The organism is Hydrogenophaga atypica, assembly GCF_042665215.1.
Taxonomy (GTDB): Bacteria; Pseudomonadota; Gammaproteobacteria; order Burkholderiales; family Burkholderiaceae_C; genus Hydrogenophaga; species Hydrogenophaga defluvii_A.
The window spans coordinates 1-19,066 of sequence record NZ_JBHTCA010000005.1; the positions used below are offsets into that span (position 1 = coordinate 1).

Consider the following 19,066-nt stretch of genomic DNA (forward strand, 5'->3'; position numbering starts at 1 on the left):
TGGCGGCCAAGGACAAGCACTCGGCGGTCGATGGCCGCATCCGGCGCCACGAGGGCTACAAGACCAGCCTCAAAGTGCGCAAGCGCATCGAGGAGGCCTTTGGCTGGATCAAGACAGTGGGTGGTCTGGCCAAGACCAAATTGATCGGTCAGGCCAAGCTCGCGGGCCAGGCGCTGCTGTGCTTTGCCACCTACAACCTGGTACGCATGGGTAGCCTGGGCGGCTGGTGGGACGCGCATCATGCGTGAGCCATGGGATAGGTGCGCCCGAAATGGGCGCAATGGCCTGGAAACGGACCGAAATGAGTGCCGAATCCACCGCGCGGACGCTTCGCAGAAGTTCGATTCCTCGGAATCAGTGGCCGAGGCCCCTTCACCACGCATTTTTTCAACGGCCTGCTACAGGTGGAAGTGGCCCGCCGCTTCCGGCTGGTACAGCACCTTTTCAATCTGCACGTGGCGAGTGCGGTGCGTCATGCGCCAGTCAAACGCATCGCCCTCCTTGTAGCCCAGGATGGCGGTGCCCACGTCGGAGCACACCGAGAACTTGCCGGCGCTGTCGTCCGCCTCTTCGGGGTAGACCAGCGCCACCTCCACCGCCTCGCCGTCCAGACGCACCACGGCACGCGAGTTCATCGTGACCACGTCTTGTGGCACCTGGTGCGGCTCCACCACGGTGGCCCGCTCAACCTCATGCTCCAGCTCAAACACCGCCGACGGGTGCGCCAGCGCCAGCAGGTGTCTCAGCCGCGCCTGGTCGATTTCGGTGATGTGGATGCCGGTCGCTTCATCTGCAGTGCCTTCGCGCAACAGCCGCAGGTAACGCTCTGAGTGCATGGCCAGCGACTTCAGCGCGGGCGTGTCGCTTTGAATCAGAAAGCCGCAACGCTCGAACGCCTTGAGCGAGCGCGCGTTGTCCGCGTGGATCTTGGCGATCAGGCGCTCCGCCCGCATCTCCAGAAACGCCAGCTTCATGCCTTCGCGGATCGCACTGGCACCCAGCTTGCGCCCCCAGTTGTCGCGGTCACCGATGACCAGGACCATCTCGCAGTCCGCCTCGTTCTTGACCAAACGCACAAATCCCACCGGCACGTCGTGCCGGTCGCAGGCCATGAAGAAGCGGCCGCCCTGGTTGAAGAGATGGGTGAGGATGGGCAACTGAACCCGCCCGACCACTTGTTCAATGAACCGGGAGACGTGGCGCGAATCGCTCAGGTAGCGCGTCACCTGCTCGTCTTCCAACCAGTCCATGAGGTGGAACGCATCGGCCCGCGTGATCTCGGGGCACAGAGAAATGAAAGGCTTGGTCATATCTTCACCACACTTGGCTGCAAGAATGAAAGCCTTCCATGGCTGCGGCCATGACGGTTCTTTCGGTACGGGGGAGATTTTAGGCGCGGATGAAATTACGAGGTAGGGCGGTGACTCCACCTGCTGGGGCCGGGCTTTTGTCAACTTTTAGATCGGGCCCTGCAAAGCCGCAAGAACGACTGGCGCCAAGGTGGCCTCAGAAATGCCGCGCCGTTTTGCGCCTGGCGAGTCCAGCCACTGCGCGAGGTGTCTGGCTCCTTTCGAGGCATTGCACCCAATGCAGCAAAGTGCAATGTTATCCATCGTTGCAATGGTCACGTCATTGATGATGTGTTCCCATGAGCGCTGAGTGGCGCGCTCAAAACCGAACTCACATCCGCAGTAGACACATCGGGCATCACGCCTCAAAACCGCTTCCTCCACGTCCCGAGGAATGCCCCACTTATTTGCCAAAACCATCTCCCTTTTTCTGGATGCGCAAAAACGCTCAACAGTGCTTGAATGCCATTCGTCGTGGCGCCTCATCGAGGCACGTTGTCCGTTGCCCAGCACGTGTCGCTAAAGCGCACGCCTCACCCCAAAATCTCAAACGGCCCACCCTGTTCCAGCGCCCGGTGGTAAGCCGGCCTGGCGTGGATGCGTTGCAGCCAGTCCATCAGGCGGGGGCGGCTGTTGTTGAGGCCGGCGCGGGCGGCGGCGGCTTCGAGGGGGAAGCTCATCTGCACGTCGGCGGCGCTGAAGTCGCGGCCGGCAAACCAGTCGGCGTGTTGCAGCTCGCCTTCCAGGTAGTCGAGGTGGCGTTCGATGTTGGGGCTGACGAAGGCGCCTTTGACCTTGGCGGCAATCGCCTTGGCGATGGGTTTGGCGAAGAAGGGCATGGGCGCTTTTTCGACCTGATCGAACACCAGCTTCATCAGCAGGGGCGACATCAGCGAGCCCTCGGCGTAGTGCATCCAGTAGCGGTAGCGCAGGTGTTCGGGTGTGCCCACCGGCGGCACGAAGCGGCCTTCGCCGTAGCGCTCCACCAGGTATTCGAGGATGGCGCCGGACTCGGCCACGGTGAGCTTGCCGTCGGTGATGACGGGCGACTTGCCCAGCGGGTGCACCTTTTGCAGCGCGGGCGGTGCGAGCATGGTTTTGGGGTCGCGCTCGTAACGTTCGATGCGGTAGGGCACACCCAGTTCTTCAAGCAGCCACAACACGCGCTGCGAACGCGAGTGGTTGAGGTGGTGGACAACGATCATGGGGCGGTCTTTCCAAAAAAGGCGTGGAGTTCGGCGGCGGTGGCCTCGGGCTGTTCTTCGGGGATGAAGTGGCCGGCGTCCATGGCGTGGCCGCTCACCGTGGCGGCGCATTGCGCCTGCCACAGGGCGAGCGGATCGAACATGCGATGCACCACGCCTTTGGCGCCCCAGAGCACCAGGGTGTCGCACGCGATTTTGTCGCCGCGCTCTCGGCTGATGCGGTCGTGTTCGAGGTCGATGCCGGCGCTGGCGCGGTAGTCCTCGCAGGCGCTGTGGATGGCCTCGGGCCGGCAGAAGGTGCGTTCGTATTCGGCCAGGGCGCCGGGCTCGATGTGGGCCAGGCCACCGGCACCCCAGCCGCCCAGCTTGGCGCTGAGGTAGGCGCGGGCGTCGCCGCCGATCATGGTCTCGGGCAAAGGGGCGGGCTGGATGAGGTGGAACCAGTGGTAGTACGCGCGGGCAAAGGCCATGTCGGTGGCGGCGTACATGTCGAAGGTGGGCGCGATGTCGATCACGCACAGCCGCTCCAGTCGGTCGGGGTGGTCGAGCGCGAAGCGGTGTACGACGCGGCCACCCCGGTCGTGGCCACACAGGGCAAAGCGGCTCACCTGCAGCGTGTCCATCAGCGCCACCAGGTCGGCCGCCATGGCGCGCTTGCTGGCCTGGGCGTGGTCGTCCTGACCCACCAGTTTGGCCGAGTCGCCGTAGCCGCGCAGATCGGGCAACACCAGCCGGTAGTGCGGTTGCAGCGCCTGCGCCACACGCCGCCACATCACATGGGTTTGCGGAAAGCCGTGTTGCAGCAACAGCACGGGGCGTGCGTTGTCCCAGTCGGCGCTCACGCGTGCGTGCAGGGTGACGCCGTTCACGGCAAAGTCACGTGCCTCAAAACCGCCCCAATCTAAGGTGTGTATGGTCAGCCTTGCGATGCGAGGAATTTGTTCAGATTGCCCATGGCCTGGGCACGCACCTTCTGACGGAACCAGGGCATCCAGCCCAGCAGCCAACCCGGCATGCCCAGCGCCTGCCGAGCCCAAAGCCAGAAGTCGAAGCGGTCGCGGTGGCGGGTGATGAGGCCTTGTTCGTTGAACTCGAACCGTGCATCGATGCGGTTGAGCACCAGGCGGTTGGTGGCGCTGAATCGGTAGTGGGCATCCCAGTGGGCCTGGCCGGTGCGGGCATCGGCCGCCACACCGCTGAATTCCAGGCGCCAATCGTCTCGCCCCTTGGTGCGGGTGGCGGTGCACAACATGCGCCACATGCCCCCCACCTCGCGCTGGCCGTTGAGCTGGAACACCTCGTCTTCAAACACCACGTCGGGTGCGTAACACGCGGCCATGGTGTCGGCGTCGAGCTGGGCAAACGCCTGGTAGAAACGCTCGAGCGTCTGTTGGTTGGGGTGCATGGAAGGCTCCAATGGATCACAGCGCCGAGGGAACGGCCTGCGCGAGGAAATCGTACACCGCGCGGATGCGCGCGCTGGTGCGGATTTCACGGTGCACCACCAGCCACATGGGCAAGGTGGGCAGCTTGAGCTGGGGCAGCACAGGCAACACGGCGCTGTCTTCGCGCAGCATGTAGGTGGCCACAAAGCCAATGCCCAGGCCGGCACGCACGGCCTGCCAGTAAGCGATGAGGTCGTCGGTGCGGAAGGCGAAGTGCGCGGACGTCACCTCCTGGCCCATGGCGGCAAAGCCGCGCACGATGTCCTGCTGACGGTCGCTGCCCACCAGCTCGTGCTGCAGCAAGTCCTGCGGCTGGCGCGGGGTGCCACGGCGGCGCAGGTAGTCGCGGTGGGCGCAGGCGCTCACCCCCACCACACCAATGCGTTTGGCCACCAGCGAGGCCTGGTCCGGCCGCACCATGCGCAACGCGATGTCGGCTTCGCGACGCAGCAGGTTGCTCAGCGCGTTGCTGGCCACCAGCTCCACCTGCACATCGGGCAACACCTGCCGCATTTGCGCGAGCACGGGCGGCAGCACGTGGCAGGCCACCGGCTGGCTGGCCGAAATGCGCACCGTGCCCGACACCGCCGCCGTGCCACCAGACGCCGCTCGGGCCAGGGCATCGGCACCGGCCTGCATGGCGCGGGCGGCATCGGCCAGTTGCAGCGCGGCCTGGGTGGGCAAGAGGCCTCGGCCGGTGCGCTCGAACAGCACCGTGCCCAGTTGCACCTCCAGCGCCCCGATCTGCCGGCCCAGCGTGGGCTGGCTGCTGCCCAGTGCCCTCGCGGCACCCAGCAGGCTGCCGTGTTCCAGCGCGGCCAAAAAGGCGCGCACCAGGTCCCAATCGAAGCGTTCGGTATGCATGGATGAATAGCTGTTCTGTGCCAATAGCCAATTGTGCAGATACACCTTGCTTCGCACAATGAAAGCATTCCACTGCCTCAAGGCCTGCCATGCACCAACTCACTGTCTTGATCCTCGGCGCAGCCGGCCGTTTTGGCGGTGCGGCCGCACAGGCTTTTGCACAAGCCGGCTGGCGGGTGTTGGCCCAGGTGCGGCCTGGGCGCCGCCCCCCAACCCACGCCCATCCCGCCATCGAATGGCTGCGGCAAGACCTGCACCACCACACCACCTTGCAACAAGCCGCCGCAGGCGCCACCGTGGTGGTGCACGCGCTCAACCCCCGCCGCTACACCGATGCCGCGTGGCAGCGTCAGGTGCCCGAGCTGGCCGAGCACGCGGCCTCGCTGGCCCAGGCACTGGGCGCCACGCTGATGGTGCCGGGCAACGTGTACGGCTATGGCAGCCAACTGCCGGCGCAATTGAGCGAACTCACACCGCCGCAGCCCGACCACACCAAGGCCCGGGTGCGGGTGGCGCTGGAGCAGCACCTGCAAGACCGCGCCCAGCACGGTGGCCCACGCACCATCGTCATTCGCGCGGGCGACTTTTTTGGCGCCGGCAGCGGCTCGTGGCTGGACCTGGTGCTGGCCAAGGACCTGCAACGTGGCAAGCTCACGCTGCCCGGCCCGTTGGGCGTGCCCCACGCCTGGGCCTACCTGCCCGATCTGGCCCAGACCTTTGTGCGCGTGGCCGAGCAGCGCGAACGCCTGCCCGCCTTCGCCACCCTGCACTTCCAGGGCCACACGCTCACGTTGGACGACTGGGTGGCCGGCTTGCAAGGCGTTGCGGGTCCCCTGCGCACCCAGGCCATGCCGTGGCCGCTGTTGCGGGCGTTGGGCCTGGTGTCGCCCACGCTGCGAAGCCTGTGTGGCATGCGCTACCTCTGGCAGCGCCCACACCAACTGGACAACGCCTCGCTGCAGGGGCTGATTGGCACCGAACCCCACACGCCTTGGCCCGATGCGCTGCACCAAGCGCTCCGCGACCTGGGTCACGAACCGCGTCTGCAAAACGCCCACGCCTAGGAGCCCCCATGGAACGCAGACACTTCATCCGCCTCGTGGGCGGTGGCACCCTCGCCGCCGCTGCCACCACCGCCGGTCTCAGCGGCTGCAGCACCGAGCTGCCTGCCGAAGCCGTGGCCGCATGGAACGGCCCAGGTGACGAGCCCGACCCCCGCCGCTGGGCGCTGGCCCACGCCATCCTGGCGCCCAACTCGCACAACCGCCAGCCCTGGCTGGTGGACCTGCGTGAACACCACACCCTCACCCTGCACGTGGACCTGGAGCGCACCCTGCCCATGACCGACCCCTGGTTCCGCCAGATCGTTGTCAGCCAGGGCACCTTCATCGAAGCGCTGGTGATCGCCCTCAAGGAACGTGGCCTGGCCCCCACCGTCACTTTGTTCCCCGAGGGCGCGTTTGCCCCCCGCAGCCTCGACGCCCGCCCGGTGGCGCGCGTGCACTGGTCGCCCGGTGCGCCCGCCCCGGCCAAAGACCCGTTGTTTGCCCAGCTGCGGCGCCGCCACACCGCCAAGGTGCCCTACGACACCACCCGCCCGGTGGCACCGGCCACACTGGCCGCGCTGGCCGCTGTGGTGGAAGGCGAGCACGTGCGCCATGGGGCCACGGTGGACACCGCTCAAGTGGCGGCCCTGCGCGAACTGTGCTGGCAGTCGGCTCGGGTGGAGCTGCTGACACCGCGCACGGTGATGGAGAGCGTGCGCCTCACGCGCGTGGGACCAGACGAAATCGCCCGGCACCGCGACGGCATCAGCGTCAATGGCTGGCTGCCGCGCCTGGCCAACGCGGTGGGGGCCTTTGACCGCACACAGCCGCCGGCGGAAGGCAGCACCGCCTACCGCCAGATGATGGAACGCTTTGAGAGCCACAGCCTGAGCGCCATGGGTTTTGTGTGGCTGAGCACGCCGTTTGCGCGCGATGCCGCCGCCGGCACCACCCGCCATGCCGAGGCGTTGGCCGGGCGCGCCTACATGCGCCAGCAGCTCAAGGCCACCGAACTCGGCCTGCAAATGCACCCCATGAGCCAGGCACCGCAGGAGTTTGAAGAAATGCGGCCGCACCGCGAGCGCCTGCAAGCCTTGCTGCTGGGCCGCTCTGCGGAAGACGAGGTGGTGCAGATGTTCAGCCGTGTGGGCCACTGCGCGCCGCAGCCCCACACGCCGCGCCGGCCCCTCGATGGCTTCGTGCGTTCGGCCTGATCCAGCCCGCGGATCAGCCCAGCCGCGCCAGCAGCCCCGCCAGCGCGTGCCGCACGGTGGCGGCTCGCACCGCTGCGCGGTCACCGTCGAAACGTTGGCATTCGCTGTGGGTGCTGCCGTTCACGCACCAGCCAAACCACACCGTGCCCACGGGCTTGTCGGCGCTGCCGCCGGTGGGGCCGGCCACGCCGGTGACGGCCACCGACAAGCGCGCATGCGAATGCGCCACCGCGCCTTCGGCCATGGCACGCGCCACCGGCTCGCTCACCGCGCCGTGGGCGTCGATCAGCGCGGCGGGCACGCCCAACAGCTCGGTTTTGGCCGCGTTGGAGTAGGTCACAAAGCCCCGCTCAAACCAGTCGCTCGATCCGCTCAGGTCGGTGCAGGCACCGGCGATCAGGCCACCGGTGCAGCTCTCGGCCGTGGCCAGCATGAGGCCGCGCGCGCGCAGCGCGTCGGCGAGTTGGATGCACAGGTGAGGGGTATCGTCGTCCATCAGAAGCGCCTGTCAAAACCACTCGTCAAAACCGCCAAACGGCGATCACCAGCAGCGTGCAAAAAGCCGCCACCAGATCGTCGAACATGATGCCCCAGGCGCCGCGCGCGCCAAAGCCTTTGAACAGCCGGTCGGCCCAGCGCACGGGCTGCGGCTTGGCGGCGTCGAAAAAGCGGAACAGGGCAAAGGCCGCCGCCTGGCCCCAGAAGCCCATGGGCATGGCCAACCACAGCACCAGCCAGATGGCCACAATTTCGTCGATGACGATGTGGCCGGGGTCGGCAATGCCCATGTGCAGCGCGGTCACCTCGGCGGCCCACCAGCCGCCCAACACCATCAGGCCCAGGGTGGCAGCCCACTGGATGTCGGTGGGCTGCCACAGGGTTTGCAGCAGCAGAAAGGCAGCCCAACCCCACAGCGTGCCCACCGTGCCGGGCGCCTTGCGGCTCAGGCCTGAGCCCGCACCCAGGGCGATGAAATGCGCCGGGTGCGCCAGCAGGAAGCGCAGGTCAGGGCGCACGATGGGAGGGAAGGCGGGCGTCATGGGGCTGGATTATCGGCGCCCCATCTGCGACGTCACAAACCGCGTCAACATGGTTATATGCAACCCACAAATATGTATTTCAAGCTTCAAGCAGCATGGGTGAAAATCGTCTGCTTTCCTTCACGCCCGTCCCCATTGGAGAATCCCAGATGAAGCCCACCCTGTCCCGCCTGACTGGCGCCCTGGCCCTGAGCCTGGCCTTGAGCACCTGGGCGCACGCCTACACCACCGAAGACTGGTTCGCCGGCAAGGTGCCCGCAGCCCAGCCCAAAGTCACCTACGACGGTGCACCCGTAAAGCTGCGTTTTTCATCGCCCAACCCGGCCGCCTCCTTGGTGCCCACGGTGTGGCACCGGGGTTTCGAGTGGCTGGGCAAGGCCACCAATGGCAAGCTGGTGATCGAAGAATTTCACGGGGGCACCCTGCACGCAGCGGCCGATGGCTGGCGCGCGGTGCGCAATGGTGTGACCGAACACGCCACCTGCTACACCTCGTATGAAGCCAGCGGATTTCCACTGCACAAGGCCATCGAGGTGCCCTTTGTCACGCCTGAAAACCCGGTGGTAGCCACCCGGGTGATTCAGGAGCTGGCGCCCAAATACTTCACCAAGGAATGGCAGGCGCGCGGCGTGTTGTACGGTTACACGGCCGTCGCCGGTGTGTCCGACATCATGAGCAAAAAGCCAATTCGCAAGCCCGAAGACCTCAAGGGTCTGCGTGTCATCGCCCAGGGGTTTTCGCCCGAGGCCGCCGCCGCGCTGGGCATGGTCACGCTCAACATCCCCTTCCCCGAGATCTACACCGCCATGCAGCAAGGCGTGGCCGATGCGGTGATTTGGGTGGACCCCGGTTTTGTGCCTTTCAAGATTTATGAACTGGCCAAGTACCACACCACCCTGGGCCTGACCGCACAACACGTTGACACCTGCATCAACCGCAACGCCTACCAAAACCTGCCTGCCGCGCTCAAGCCGGCCTTTGCTCACTTTCAACAACTGATGGGGCACGCCGTGAGCCAAGGCATAGGCGTGGACTTCCGCACCAAGGCCAAGGAGATCTACCGTCAGAACGGCGTCACGCTGATCACCCTGACGCCCGAGGAAAAAGCCGCTTGGGTGGCCACACTCAAACCCGTGCAAGACAAGTGGGTGGCCGACCAGAAGGCCGCCGGCGTGCCGGCCGACGCATTGTTGGCCGACATCCGCCGCCTGGAAGCCAAGTACCGCAATGCCACGCCCGACGAGTTGTTCAAGCTGACCGTGGAACAACCGGTCGCTGGTCTGCTGCCCCAATAAGCGCACCGATTCCATGCACAAATTGATCGCCCTCTGGGAGGGCTGGGCAGCCTATGTGCTGCTGCCGGCTCTCGCCCTGCTGGTCACGGCTGACGTGAGCCTGCGCTATGTGTTCAACGCACCACTGGCCTGGGGCACCGACGTGAAAGAGCTGCTGCTGCTGCTGGTCATGACCGTCGGCCTGGCTGGCACCAGTTGGGCCGACGAGCACATCCGCGTGACTTTGGTCGAGGAACGCCTGTCGCCCGCGCTGCAACGCGGCTTCACCATGCTGCGCCGCCTGCTCACCGCCACACTGCTGGCACTGTTGGCCTGGGCCATGGCGGTGCTGGCACTGGACATGCGCGAGTTTGGCGAGCGGGCCGAGTTTGTTGCGATTCCCTTCTGGCCGCTGGCCGCATTGGCCGCCACATCGGCGCTGCTGGCAGCGGTGGTGGAAGTGGTGCGGTTGGCGCAGAAAGGCGGTCGCTGATGGAGCCGCTGACACTGGGTGCGCTGGTGATGGTGGGCATGCTGGTGCTGGTGATCGCCGGCCTGCCCGTGGGGCTGACGCTGATGGGCGCGGGCGCGCTGGGATACACATTGCTGTCCGGGCCAACGCAGGCGCTCACACAAGTGGGCCTGGTGCTCTGGGACAACGGCACCAACTTCGTGCTGGTGGCTGTGCCCCTTTTCATCTTGATGGGTCAGCTCATCTTTCGCACCGGGCTGGCCGATCATCTGTTCACCCTGGCCCAGCGTTTGGTGGGCGGCCTGCCGGGTGGCCTGGGGGTGTCCACCGTGATGGCCTCCAGCGCTTTTGGCGCCGTCACCGGCTCGAGCGTCGCCGCAGTGGCCACCATGGGCAACATTGCGGTGCCCGAAATGGTCAAACGCGGCTACAGCGAATCGCTGGCCACCGGCACAGTGGCCAGCGCAGCCACCCTGGCCATCCTCATCCCACCCAGCATTCCGCTGGTGATCTATGGCGTCTGGAGCGAGACATCCATTGGCGCGTTGTTCATGGCTGGCATAGTGCCTGGCCTGTTGCTCGCGCTGTTTTTTGCCGTGACCGTCATGCTGCAGCGGCGTCATTACCCGGCACGTGGTGCAACACGGGCGGTCGCGAAGCCGTCCTCATCGCTGCGCGACGAATTGCACGGTGCGCTGGCGGTGGCTTTGCTGTTCGTGGTGGTCATCGGTGGTATCTACATTGGTGCCTTCACACCCACCGAAGCCTCGGGCGTGGGGGTGGTTGGCGTGGTATTGATCGCCGTGGGCACAGGGCGTTTCCAGTGGCAGGGCCTGCGCCTGGCGCTACAAGAAACAGTTCGCACCTCGGCATCGATTTTTCTGGTGCTGATGGGCGGCGTGGTGTTCTCGCGTTTCCTGGTGCAAACCCGACTGACCGAACACATGGTGGGCTGGGTGTCGGGGCTGGCTGTCTCACCCATGATGATCATGCTGGCACTGGTGCTGCTCTATTTGGTGCTGGGCGCCATCATGGACACCTTCGGCATGCTGATACTCACGCTGCCCCTGGTGCTACCCATCACCAAAGGCCTGGGCTACGACCCGGTGTGGACCGGCATCTTCCTGACCGTGCTGATGGAAATCGCCATGATCACACCGCCCATCGGTCTCAACGTGTTTGTGCTTGAGCGGGCCAGTGGCATACCGTCGCAACGTATTTTTGGCGGAGTTCTGCCGTTTGTGATCGCCGCACTGGTGCTGCTGGTGCTGTTGATCTGGGTGCCCGACATTGCGCTTTGGCTGCCGCAAACCATGCAACGTTGAACGACGCCGAGGTGACAAGCCCACAGCCGGCTTTTGGCCACACTGGCACAGGAGACTTTGATGACCACACCCGCCACCCCCGCCAGCCTGGCTGCCACCCCCCTCATCGACAGCGACCACCCCGGCGTGATCGCCTTCGCACAACAACACGCCCAGGGCGCGGATGAACGCGAACGCGCGGTGGCGCTGTATCTGGCGGTGCGCGACGGCTTCCGCTACGACCCCTACCGGATTGACCTGGCGCCCGAACACATGCGCGCCAGCAGCGTGCTGGACAAAGGCTACGGCTGGTGTGTGCCCAAGGCCGCGCTGCTGGCGGCCGCCTGCCGCGCGGCGGGCATCCCGGCGCGTGTGGGTTACGCCGACGTGCGTAACCACATGAGCACCGAACGCATGCGCCAGACCATGGACACCGACATGTTCATCTGGCACGGCTACACCGACATCTGGCTGGACGGCCAGTGGGTCAAGGCCACGCCGGCCTTCAACATCGAGCTGTGCGAACGCTTTGGCCTGCTGCCGCTGGATTTCGATGGCCGCCACGATTCGATCTACCACCCCTTTGACAAGGCCGGCAACCGCCACATGGAGTACGTGAACCAGCGCGGCGCCTTCGACGACATGCCCCTGGCCCAGATCGTGGCCGACTTCCAGGTGGTCTACCCGACCATGATGCGCGAGCAGGCGCTGATGCACGCGGCCAGCTTCCAGCAGGACGTGGAACGCGAAACGCGATGAGCGTCAAGCCGCCCATCCCTGCCGGCTTCGCCCCTTTGGCCATGGGTGGCAACTTCATGCGGCACAACGGGCCGCTGTACCTGATGCACCAGGGCGATGTGGTGAAGCTGGGTTTTCGTGTGCTGGAACAACACACCAACCCCATGGGCAACCTGCACGGCGGCATGATGGCCAGCTTCTGCGACATGCTGCTGCCCGCCACGGCGTTGCGCACCACGCCCGAAATCGGCCCGCGCTTTCTGCCCACCATCAGCCTGCAGATCGACTACCTCGCGCCCGCACCGTTGGGCTGCTGGGTCGAAGGCGAGGCGCAAACCCTGCGCGCCACACGCTCACTGGTCTTCGTTCAGGGCCTGGTGCGCGCCGATGGCACGCCGTGTGCACGCGTGAGCGGCGTGTTCAAGATCGGCCCGCCTTACTCACCCGAGACCGAAAACAGCGTGGGCAACGTCAGGCCTTCAGCGCCGCCCGCATCTGGTCGATGACGGCCTTGTAATCCGGCTTGCCAAAAATGGCGCTGCCGGCCACAAAGGTGTCGGCGCCGGCATCGGCCACGCGGCGGATGTTGTCGACCTTGATGCCCCCGTCCACCTCCAGCCGGATGTCCTTGCCCGAAGCCTCGATGCGTTTGCGCGCGGCCTCGATCTTGCGCAAGGCGGAATCGATGAAGCTCTGGCCGCCAAAGCCCGGGTTCACGCTCATGATCAGGATGAGGTCGATGTCGTCAATCAGGTAGTCCAACACGTCCAGCGGCTGCGCGGGGTTGAAGGTGAGGCCGGCCTTGGCGCCTTTGGCCTTGATGGCCTGCACGCTGCGGTGCACGTGGGCGCTGGCGTCGGGGTGGAAGCTCACCAGGTCGGCACCGGCGTCGATGAAGGCGCCGGCCAGCGCGTCCACCGGCTGGATCATCAGGTGCACGTCGATGGGCACCGGCGTGCCGTCGGGCTGCTTGGCGTGCGGCTTGAGCGCCTGGCAAATCATGGGCCCGAAGGTGAGGTTGGGCACGTAGTGGTTGTCCATCACGTCGAAGTGGATCCAGTCGGCGCCAGCGGCGATGACGTTTTTCACTTCCTCGCCCAGGCGGGCAAAGTCGGCGGAGAGGATGGACGGTGCGATGCGGTAGGTCATGGCGGGTGGGTGATGGGCGGGTCGGAGAACGAGGCGGTGGCGGCATTTTCGCAGGCCGGCAAAAGACTTGGCGCGCAGGTAACATCCGCCCATGCCCAAGTACCAGTTCCACTGCGAGATCGCACCGCAGTACCTGCCCGAGCAGTCCGACCCCGAACGGGGCGTGCACGCGTTCGCCTACACCATCACCATTTCCAACACCGGTGAGGTGGCGGCGCAGCTGATTGCGCGCCACTGGCACATCGTGGACGCCATGGGCCACACCGAAGAGGTCAAGGGCCTGGGGGTGGTGGGGCACCAGCCCCTGCTCAAGCCGGGCGAAAGTTTCCAGTACACCAGCGGCGCGCGCCTGCGCACGGCCACCGGCACCATGCGCGGCAGCTACTTCTGCGTGGCCGAAGACGGTGAACGCTTTGAGACCGAGATCCCGCTGTTTGTGCTCGACGCCAGCGGCGCTGGCGGCACCGCCCGGACGCTGCACTGATGCCCCCACGCTACGCACTCTGTGTCTTCGCTGCCCCCCGAGGGGCGCGGCCTTGCTTGGGGCGGCCCGGCGCGGCGGCCCTCTGAACTGACCATGCAACGTTCCCCCGACGCCCACGCCCTGCTGGACCGACTGGACCCCGACGCGCCGCTGGCGCAACGCCACCTCTGGCTGATGGCCGTGCTCGACTGGGTGCGCGGTGACCGCAGCGACGCCTTGGCCTGCACACGCCGCGTGACCCAGTTGCTGGACGCGGCCGAGCAGCGCCCCGAATGGTTGCCGCGCTGGCAACGCTGGTGGTCCACCTTTCACCACACCGTGGACGTGACGCCGCTGCTGGCCGACCACGGTTTTGCCCCCCGCACCGCCTTCCTGAGCGAGCTGGGTCACCGTCTGCGCCGCAAGCTGTTGCCCACCACGCCTGAAACCACCGACATCGGGCCCCTGTTCGACCTGCTGTTTCCCTACCCCTTTGACGTGACCTGGCTGCGCGCGCTCGATGACGACACGCTGGCGCGCATCGGCCGGCTGTTGAGCCAGTCGCCAGGCGCACCCGAAAGCGGCGTGGCGTTGAGCACCTGGCAACAAAGCTTGCTCGACGCCACGGTGTTTGCCGTCAGCCAGGTCAGTGCCACCGGCTTTGCCGCCGAAATCCGTGTGCGCATGTCCGACGACGCGCGCCAGGCGCGGCATTTCCATGCGCTGCCTCAGGTGCTGGAGGCCTTCCGCGCCAGCGTGTCGCGGTGGGGCCCACACAGCCCACAAGCGCAAGACGCCGCCAACGCCCTGCGCCAGCAACTCGACAACTGCCGCCACGCCGCCTACACCGTGTACGGCCACCTGGAGGCACATGGCATTTCGGTCGGCATCGTGTTCCGCCTGCGGCAGTTGCGCGAACGTGTGCTGCGCACCAAAGGCCTGATCGACTGCCTGCTGGCCGAGCAGGGCGAACGCGCCAGCGCCACGCTGCTGGCCGATCTGGTGCGGGTGGGGCAGGAAAGCCGCAGCGTGCGCCAGCTGATCGCGTCGAGCTCGCACCTCACCGCCGCGCGTGTGGCCGAGCGCAGCGCCGAAAGTGGCGAGCACTACATCACCCGCAACCGGGCCGAGTACCGCGCCATGCTGGCCAAGGCGGCCGGCGGTGGTGCCGTCATCGGGCTCACCACCTGGGCCAAGTTCGCGCTGTACGCCTTGGGCCTGTCGGCGTTCTGGATGGGTTTTGCCGCCGGGTTGAACTACGCCGTGTCCTTTGTGCTGGTGCAACTGCTGCACCTCACCGTGGCCACCAAACAGCCCGCTGTGACCGCGCCGGCCATGGTGGCCAAGCTGCGCGACCTCAAGTCCAACGAAGCGGTGCGCAGCTTTGTGGACGAAGTGGCCCACTTGTTCCGCTCGCAGGTGGCCGCCATCGTGGGCAACGTGGGGCTGGTGGTGCCGGTGGTGGTGCTCATCAGTGGCCTGCTGGCGCACTTTGCGGGTGCCCACATGATCAACGCCGAACAGGCCCACCATGTGCTGCACGACCTGAACGTGATTGGCCCCACCGCGCTGTTCGCCGCCTTCACCGGTGTGCTGCTGTTTGCCTCCAGCATCATCGCCGGCTGGGTGGAAAACTGGTTTGTGCTGCACCGGCTTGATTCGGCCATGACCCACCACCCCCATTTCACGCGCACCTTGGGCGTGGCCAGGGCGGCACGCTGGGCCGGCTTCATGCGGCGCCACATCTCGGGTTTTGCCTCCAACATCTCGCTGGGGTTCATGCTCGGACTCATCCCGGCCTTTGCCGCGTTTTTTGGCCTGGGGCTGGAAGTGCGCCACGTCACGCTGTCGGCCGGCCAGGTGGCGGCGGCCGCTGCCACGCTGGGCCTGCAGGTCTTGGCAGAGCCGGCCTTCTGGTGGGCGGTGGCCGGTGTGGTGGTGGTGGGCCCCATCAACCTGGCGGTGAGCTTTTACCTTGCCTTCCGGCTGGCGCTCAAGGCGCAGAACATCAACCAGGTGAACCGCCAGCGCATACGGGCCGAAATCCGCTCGCGCATCCGCAGCGCACCGCTGTCTTTCTTGTGGCCGCCACGCGACGAAGCCAACGCCAGCCATGGGTGAGTTCGAACTGATCCGGCGCCACTTTCAGCGCCAGCGGCCGGCCCGCGCCGATGTGCCGCTGGGCATTGGCGACGACTGCGCCTTGCTCTCGCCCGCGCCGGGGCAGCAACTGGCGGTGTCCACCGACATGCTGGTCGAGGGCCGGCACTTTCTCTCCACGGTGAACCCCGCCGCGCTGGGCCACAAGGCGCTGGCCGTCAACCTCAGCGACCTGGCGGCCATGGGCGCCGAGCCCCTGGGCTTCACCCTCGCACTGGCACTGCCGCAGGCCGACGACGCCTGGCTGGCCAGCTTTGCGCAGGGCCTGTTCGCGCTGGCCGACACCCACGGCTGCGAGCTGGTGGGTGGCGACACCACCCGAGGCCCGCTCAACCTGTGCCTCACGGTGACGGGCCAGGTGCCGCCCGGGCTGGCATTGCGGCGCGCGGCCGCGTTGGCGGGCGACGACATTTACGTGAGCGGCACGCTGGGCGACGCACGGTTGGCGCTGGAGGTGTTTCGTGGTGGCGTCGCACTGGACGCCGCCGCCTTCACCCGCGTGCGCGAACGCATGGAACGTCCCACACCCCGGCTGGCACTGGGCCTGGCCTTGCGCGGCGTGGCCCACGCGGCGGCCGACATCAGCGACGGTTTGAGCGGCGACCTGGCCCACATCCTCGCGGCCAGCGGCGTGGGCGCCACGCTGCATGCGCCCGCCGTGCTGCAAGCCACCAGCGACGACCTGCGTGGCACCGGTGACGCGCGCGCACTCGAATACGCCTTGACCGGCGGCGACGACTACGAACTGGTGTTCACCGCGCCGGGCACCCAACGCGACGCGGTGGCCCAGGCCGCCATCCAAGCTGGCGTGAACGTCACGCGCGTGGGCCAAATCGACGCCGCCGCCAGCCTGCGTCTGCTGGACGCGCAAGGCCGCGAACAGGCCATGCCCGGCCGCGCTTTCGACCACTTCGCATGAGCGCCGCGCCGGGCCGCCCCAAGCCAGCTCGTACCCCCTCGGGGGGCAGCGCACCACGCGCAGCGGGAAGCGTGGGGGCACTGGCATGAGCGCCGCGCCGGGCCGCCCCCAGCCAGCTCGGCCCATCACCGTGGCCCTGGCCGGCCTCTGCGCACTGGCCGTGGCCATGGGCATCGGCCGGTTCGCTTTCACACCGCTGCTGCCCATGATGCTGCACGACGGTGTGGTCAACCTCGCCACCGCAAGCTGGCTGGCCACGGCCAACTACATCGGCTACCTGATGGGCGCCGTGTTGTGTGCGCTGCTGCCCACCCTGGTGGCCCATTGGCCCGGTGGGGCGACCATGCCGGCACCGGCGCGGCTGGTCAAGCTGGGGCTGGCGGCCACGGTGCTGCTCACCTTGGGCATGGCCGCGCCCTGGGCCGCCAGCTGGCCCACTTTGCGGTTTCTGGCCGGTGTGGCCAGCGCGTTTGTGTTTGTGCAGACCTCGGGCTGGTGCCTGGCGCGACTGGCCGCGCTGGGCAAGCCCACCTGGGGCGGGCTGATTTACATGGGGCCGGGCCTGGGCATCGCCCTGAGCGGCCTGGCGGCCAGCGCCATGGTGGTGGACGGCTGGGCCGCCGCCAGCGGCTGGGCGGTGTTCGGCGTGCTGGCGTTGCTGCTCACGGCGGGCATCTGGCGCATCTTCAACGGGCCGGCGGTCACGGCCGCCACACAGGCCAACACCGTCCCACCTGCCACCACACACGGGGCGGCGGAATGTGGCTACTTTGCGCTGGCCTATGGCCTGTCGGGCCTGGGCTACATCGTCACCGCCACCTTTTTGCCCGTGATCGCACGCCAGGCGCTGCCCGGCTCGGTCTGGCTGGACCTGTTCTGGCCCTTGCTGGGTTTGGGCGTGGCGCTGGGCGCGTTTCTGAGCACACGCCTGCCGCACCACATCGACCGGCGCCGCCTGCTGGTGGGCTGCTACGCCATGCAGGCGTTGGGCGTGCTGCTGAGCGTGTGGTGGCCCAGCCTGGTCGGTTTTGCGCTGGGCAGCCTGCTGGTGGGCCTGCCGTTCACGGCCATCAGCTTCTTCGGCATGCAGGAGGCCCGGCGCTTGCGGCCCGCGCAGGCGGCCGCTTTCATGGGCCAGCTCACGGCCGTCTATGGCCTGGGCCAAATCATCGGCCCACCCATGGTGGCGCTGCTGCTGCAACACAGCGCCAACGTGGGCCAGGGGTTTGCGCGCGGGCTGGAAAGTGCCGCCGGCGCCCTGGTGCTGGGCGCGATGCTTTTGGCCTGGCTGACCCGCCGTTACCCTTTGTTGGAGACCCCCCATGCCCCACTGGCCCGATCGCCGCGCGCTTGACCTGTTGCGCATCTCGCAGCCCATCGTGCAAGCGCCCATGGCAGGCGCACAGGGGGTGGAGCTGGCCATCGCCGTGTCGCGCGCCGGGGGCCTGGGTTCCTTGCCCTGCGCCATGCTCACGCCGGCCCAGGTGGCCGAGCAGGTGGCGGCCTTCCGCGCCGCCAGCGGCGGGCCGCTCAACCTCAACTTCTTCTGCCACCAACCGCCCACGCCAGACGCCGCCCGCGAGTTGGCCTGGCTCGAGCGTTTGGCGCCCTTCTACCGCGAACTGGGCCTGGGACCCGACACGCCCATCCCGGTGTCCAACCGCGCCCCCTTCGACGACGCTTTCTGCAAGGTGGTGGAGGCGCTGCGGCCCGAGGTGGTGAGCTTTCACTTCGGCCTGCCCGCGCCCGATCTGCTGGCCCGGGTGAAGGCCAGCAGCGCGGTGGTGCTCTCGTCGGCCACCACGGTGGCCGAGGCGCGCTGGCTGGCCGCCAACGGCTGCGACGCTGTGATCGCCCAAGGAGTGGAGGCCGGCGGGCACCGGGGCCTGTTCCTGAACGACGAGGTGTGCACCCAACCCGGGCTGATGGCCCTGCTGCCCCAGGTGGTGCGGGCGGTGGACGTGCCGGTGATCGCCGGCGGCGCCATCGCCGATGGCCGGGGCATGGCCGCCGCGCTGCACCTGGGTGCTGCGGCCGTTCAGGTAGGTACGGCCTACCTGTTTTGCGCTGAGGCGCGCATCTCGGCACCCCACCGCGCCGCCCTCATGGCGGCCGAAGACAACACCGCGCTCACCAACGTGTTCACTGGCCGACCCGCGCGCGGCATCCTCAACCGGGCCATGCGCGAGCTGGGGCCGATCAGCCCGCTGGCACCCGCATTTCCGCTGGCAGGTGGCGCGCTGGCGCCCCTGCGCGCCGCCGCCGAGGCGCAAGGCAGTGGCGATTTTTCGCCGCTGTGGGCGGGTCAGGGGGTGGCCTTGGCGCGCGACACCGCTCACGGTCTGGAGGCCGCCCCACTCACGCAGCGCTTGGCCGACGACGCACACACCTGGCTGCGCGCGCAACCAGCTGGCGTACAGTAGG

Annotated in this window: 21 protein-coding genes; 13 read left to right on the forward strand and 8 right to left on the reverse strand. The window is 67.2% G+C overall.

Features of this window, described 5'->3' with window-relative positions; genetic code table 11:
* Positions 1 to 248, forward strand: a 248-nt coding sequence (locus tag ACFQPB_RS08915) for a transposase (RefSeq protein ID WP_382222034.1), incomplete at its 5' end; no start/stop codon positions are given.
* Positions 249 to 398: 150 nt separating this feature from the next.
* On the opposite strand, the gene ACFQPB_RS08920 is transcribed toward ACFQPB_RS08915, so the two are convergent.
* From ACFQPB_RS08920 to ACFQPB_RS08940, 5 genes are all read right to left on the reverse strand, one after another.
* Complete coding sequence (locus tag ACFQPB_RS08920) at positions 399 to 1,310, reverse strand: bifunctional GNAT family N-acetyltransferase/nucleoside diphosphate kinase regulator (RefSeq protein ID WP_382222037.1); 912 nt, start codon at positions 1,308 to 1,310, stop codon at positions 399 to 401.
* A 572-nt stretch (positions 1,311 to 1,882) separates the two neighbouring features.
* Positions 1,883 to 2,554 carry a glutathione S-transferase family protein gene (locus tag ACFQPB_RS08925; RefSeq protein WP_382222040.1) on the reverse strand — a complete coding sequence of 224 codons (672 nt, stop codon included), beginning with the start codon at positions 2,552 to 2,554 and terminating at the stop codon, positions 1,883 to 1,885.
* Entirely contained in the window at positions 2,551 to 3,423 is an 873-nt protein-coding gene (locus tag ACFQPB_RS08930) for an alpha/beta fold hydrolase (RefSeq protein ID WP_382222043.1), read from the reverse strand. Before ACFQPB_RS08930 ends, ACFQPB_RS08925 begins: the two co-directional genes overlap by 4 nt.
* Before the next feature lie 47 nt (positions 3,424 to 3,470).
* Entirely contained in the window at positions 3,471 to 3,959 is a 489-nt protein-coding gene (locus tag ACFQPB_RS08935; protein WP_382222046.1) for a nuclear transport factor 2 family protein, read from the reverse strand.
* A gap of 16 nt (positions 3,960 to 3,975) precedes the next feature.
* Positions 3,976 to 4,863 carry a LysR family transcriptional regulator gene (locus ACFQPB_RS08940; RefSeq protein ID WP_382222049.1) on the reverse strand — a complete coding sequence of 296 codons (888 nt, stop codon included), beginning with the start codon at positions 4,861 to 4,863 and terminating at the stop codon, positions 3,976 to 3,978.
* Between the two features lie 89 nt (positions 4,864 to 4,952).
* Here ACFQPB_RS08940 and ACFQPB_RS08945 point away from each other — a divergent pair, with 89 nt between their 5' ends.
* The gene (locus tag ACFQPB_RS08945; RefSeq protein ID WP_382222052.1) at positions 4,953 to 5,927 is read left to right on the forward strand and encodes an NAD-dependent epimerase/dehydratase family protein; all 975 of its coding nucleotides are present in this window, start codon (positions 4,953 to 4,955) and stop codon (positions 5,925 to 5,927) included.
* An 8-nt stretch (positions 5,928 to 5,935) separates the two neighbouring features.
* Entirely contained in the window at positions 5,936 to 7,123 is a 1,188-nt protein-coding gene (locus ACFQPB_RS08950) for an Acg family FMN-binding oxidoreductase (RefSeq protein WP_382222054.1), read from the forward strand.
* Between the two features lie 13 nt (positions 7,124 to 7,136).
* Here ACFQPB_RS08950 and ACFQPB_RS08955 read toward each other — a convergent pair whose 3' ends face one another.
* On the reverse strand, positions 7,137 to 7,619 hold the full coding sequence (locus tag ACFQPB_RS08955; RefSeq protein ID WP_382222057.1) for a CinA family protein: 483 nt from the start codon (positions 7,617 to 7,619) through the stop codon (positions 7,137 to 7,139).
* 25 nt (positions 7,620 to 7,644) lie between these two features.
* The gene (locus tag ACFQPB_RS08960) at positions 7,645 to 8,163 is read right to left on the reverse strand and encodes a phosphatidylglycerophosphatase A family protein (protein WP_382199585.1); all 519 of its coding nucleotides are present in this window, start codon (positions 8,161 to 8,163) and stop codon (positions 7,645 to 7,647) included.
* Positions 8,164 to 8,312: 149 nt separating this feature from the next.
* On the opposite strand from ACFQPB_RS08960, the gene dctP reads away from it, so the two are divergent.
* The 5 genes from dctP to ACFQPB_RS08985 are packed head-to-tail and all read left to right on the forward strand — an operon-like array spanning position 8,313 to position 12,457.
* Positions 8,313 to 9,458, forward strand: a complete 1,146-nt coding sequence (dctP, locus tag ACFQPB_RS08965; protein ID WP_382199584.1) for a TRAP transporter substrate-binding protein DctP — start codon at positions 8,313 to 8,315, stop codon at positions 9,456 to 9,458.
* Positions 9,459 to 9,471: 13 nt separating this feature from the next.
* Entirely contained in the window at positions 9,472 to 9,930 is a 459-nt protein-coding gene (locus tag ACFQPB_RS08970; protein ID WP_382222060.1) for a TRAP transporter small permease, read from the forward strand.
* Positions 9,930 to 11,234, forward strand: a complete 1,305-nt coding sequence (locus ACFQPB_RS08975) for a TRAP transporter large permease (protein WP_382222063.1) — start codon at positions 9,930 to 9,932, stop codon at positions 11,232 to 11,234. Before ACFQPB_RS08970 ends, ACFQPB_RS08975 begins: the two co-directional genes overlap by 1 nt.
* 60 nt (positions 11,235 to 11,294) lie before the next feature.
* Positions 11,295 to 11,972, forward strand: coding sequence for a transglutaminase-like domain-containing protein (locus ACFQPB_RS08980; RefSeq protein WP_382222066.1), 678 nt, complete (start codon positions 11,295 to 11,297; stop codon positions 11,970 to 11,972).
* The gene (locus ACFQPB_RS08985; RefSeq protein ID WP_382222069.1) at positions 11,969 to 12,457 is read left to right on the forward strand and encodes a PaaI family thioesterase; all 489 of its coding nucleotides are present in this window, start codon (positions 11,969 to 11,971) and stop codon (positions 12,455 to 12,457) included. Before ACFQPB_RS08980 ends, ACFQPB_RS08985 begins: the two co-directional genes overlap by 4 nt.
* Here the strand turns inward: ACFQPB_RS08985 and rpe are convergent.
* Positions 12,423 to 13,100 (reverse strand): ribulose-phosphate 3-epimerase, encoded by a 678-nt coding sequence (gene rpe / locus ACFQPB_RS08990; RefSeq protein ID WP_382222072.1) that lies wholly within the window; start codon positions 13,098 to 13,100, stop codon positions 12,423 to 12,425. The genes ACFQPB_RS08985 and rpe overlap by 35 nt on opposite strands.
* A 91-nt stretch (positions 13,101 to 13,191) precedes the next feature.
* Here rpe and apaG point away from each other — a divergent pair, with 91 nt between their 5' ends.
* The 5 genes from apaG (at position 13,192) to ACFQPB_RS09015 (ending at position 19,065) form a co-directional block, all read left to right on the forward strand.
* Positions 13,192 to 13,584: a Co2+/Mg2+ efflux protein ApaG gene (gene apaG, locus ACFQPB_RS08995; RefSeq protein WP_382222074.1), complete on the forward strand. Its 393-nt coding sequence runs from the start codon at positions 13,192 to 13,194 to the stop codon at positions 13,582 to 13,584.
* Positions 13,585 to 13,677: 93 nt separating this feature from the next.
* Complete coding sequence (locus tag ACFQPB_RS09000; RefSeq protein WP_382222077.1) at positions 13,678 to 15,684, forward strand: site-specific recombinase; 2,007 nt, start codon at positions 13,678 to 13,680, stop codon at positions 15,682 to 15,684.
* The gene (gene thiL, locus ACFQPB_RS09005; protein ID WP_382222079.1) at positions 15,677 to 16,642 is read left to right on the forward strand and encodes a thiamine-phosphate kinase; all 966 of its coding nucleotides are present in this window, start codon (positions 15,677 to 15,679) and stop codon (positions 16,640 to 16,642) included. The genes ACFQPB_RS09000 and thiL overlap by 8 nt, the downstream gene beginning before the upstream one ends.
* A gap of 85 nt (positions 16,643 to 16,727) precedes the next feature.
* Positions 16,728 to 17,996 (forward strand): YbfB/YjiJ family MFS transporter, encoded by a 1,269-nt coding sequence (locus ACFQPB_RS09010; protein ID WP_382222082.1) that lies wholly within the window; start codon positions 16,728 to 16,730, stop codon positions 17,994 to 17,996.
* Complete coding sequence (locus tag ACFQPB_RS09015; protein ID WP_382222084.1) at positions 17,965 to 19,065, forward strand: NAD(P)H-dependent flavin oxidoreductase; 1,101 nt, start codon at positions 17,965 to 17,967, stop codon at positions 19,063 to 19,065. The genes ACFQPB_RS09010 and ACFQPB_RS09015 overlap by 32 nt, the downstream gene beginning before the upstream one ends.
* Position 19,066 lies beyond the last annotated feature (1 nt).